2 protein-coding genes are annotated in these 1,182 nt (G+C 70.1%); one reads left to right on the top strand and one right to left on the bottom strand.

Going from position 1 to position 1,182, the window contains the following annotated elements:
- Positions 1-492, top strand: a 492-nt coding sequence (locus IG88_RS0137720) for an oligopeptide/dipeptide ABC transporter ATP-binding protein (protein WP_037837562.1), incomplete at its 5' end; no start/stop codon positions are given.
- Between the two features lie 147 nt (positions 493-639).
- Here IG88_RS0137720 and IG88_RS0137715 read toward each other — a convergent pair.
- The coding region (locus IG88_RS0137715) for an oligopeptide/dipeptide ABC transporter ATP-binding protein (protein ID WP_031051391.1) at positions 640-1,182 on the bottom strand (543 nt) is incomplete at its 5' end.

The raw sequence follows: 1,182 nt of genomic DNA, 5'->3' as shown, positions 1-1,182 counted from the left end.
GAGCCGGTCTCCGCGCTCGACGTCTCGATCCAGGCGCAGGTGGTGAACCTGCTGCAGAAGGTGCAGCAGGAACTGGGCATCGCGTTCGTCTTCATCGCCCACGACCTGGCCGTCGTACGGCACTTCTCGCAGCGCGTCGCGGTCATGTACCTCGGTAAGATCATGGAGATCGCCGACCGCGACGACCTGTACGACAACCCGCGTCACCCCTACACGCGCGCCCTGCTCTCCGCCGTGCCCGAGGCCACGGTGGAGGACACGCCCCGCGAGCGCATCCGGCTCGTCGGCGACGTGCCCTCGCCGATCAACCCGCCCTCGGGCTGCCGCTTCCGCACCCGCTGCTGGAAGGCGACGGAGAAGTGCGCGTCCGAGGCCCCGCCGCTGGTGCAGGTGGAGGGCAACAAGCCCGGACACCTGACCGCGTGTCACTACCCCGAGACGGATGACGTACCCTCGCCCCGTCTCACCAAGAGCCCCGGGACGGCTGCCTGACAACACCCCTTTTCTGTCGGCACCGTCCGCGGAAGGGATCGTCCAAGGCCCATTGACCCGAGCCCGGACTCGTCCCCTCCAGGGAAACCGAGGGCCCGCGCCTCCCCAGGCGCGGGCCCTCGGTCTGTCTCCTCGGCGGAGCCGGGTTCAGTCCTTCCCGGCGTCCTCCAGCGCGGACAGCGCCGGGTCCAGGACGATGTCCTCCTCGCGGGCCGCGGTAGTCGGCTCCTCCGGGAAGTGGCAGGCGGTCAGGTGGCCGTCGTGGTTGCCGTCGAGCCGGACCAGGGGAGGCACCTCGCTCGCGCACTTGTCCTGCGCCTTCCAGCACCGGGTGCGGAAGCGGCAGCCGGACGGCGGCATGATCGGCGAGGGCACGTCGCCGGCGAGGCGGATGCGCTCGCGGTCCTCCGGCTCGTCGACCGTCGACACCTCGGGGACCGCCGACAGCAGGGCGTGGGTGTAGGGGTGCCGGGGCCTGGAGTAGATGGAGACCCGGTCGCCGACCTCGACCACCTTGCCGAGGTACATGACCGCGACGCGCTGCGAGAAGTGCCGTACGACGGCCAGGTCGTGGGCGATGAAGAGGAAGGCGATGCCCAGTTCCTGCTGCACCTTCTGCAGCAGGTTCACCACCTGCGCCTGGATCGAGACGTCGAGCGCGGAGACCGGCTCGTCGGCCACGATCAGCTT

Source organism: Streptomyces sp. NRRL F-5650 (genome assembly GCF_000721365.1).
GTDB classification, from domain to species: Bacteria; Actinomycetota; Actinomycetes; order Streptomycetales; family Streptomycetaceae; genus Streptomyces; species Streptomyces ardesiacus.
This window is presented reverse-complemented; position numbering and strand designations above follow the sequence as displayed.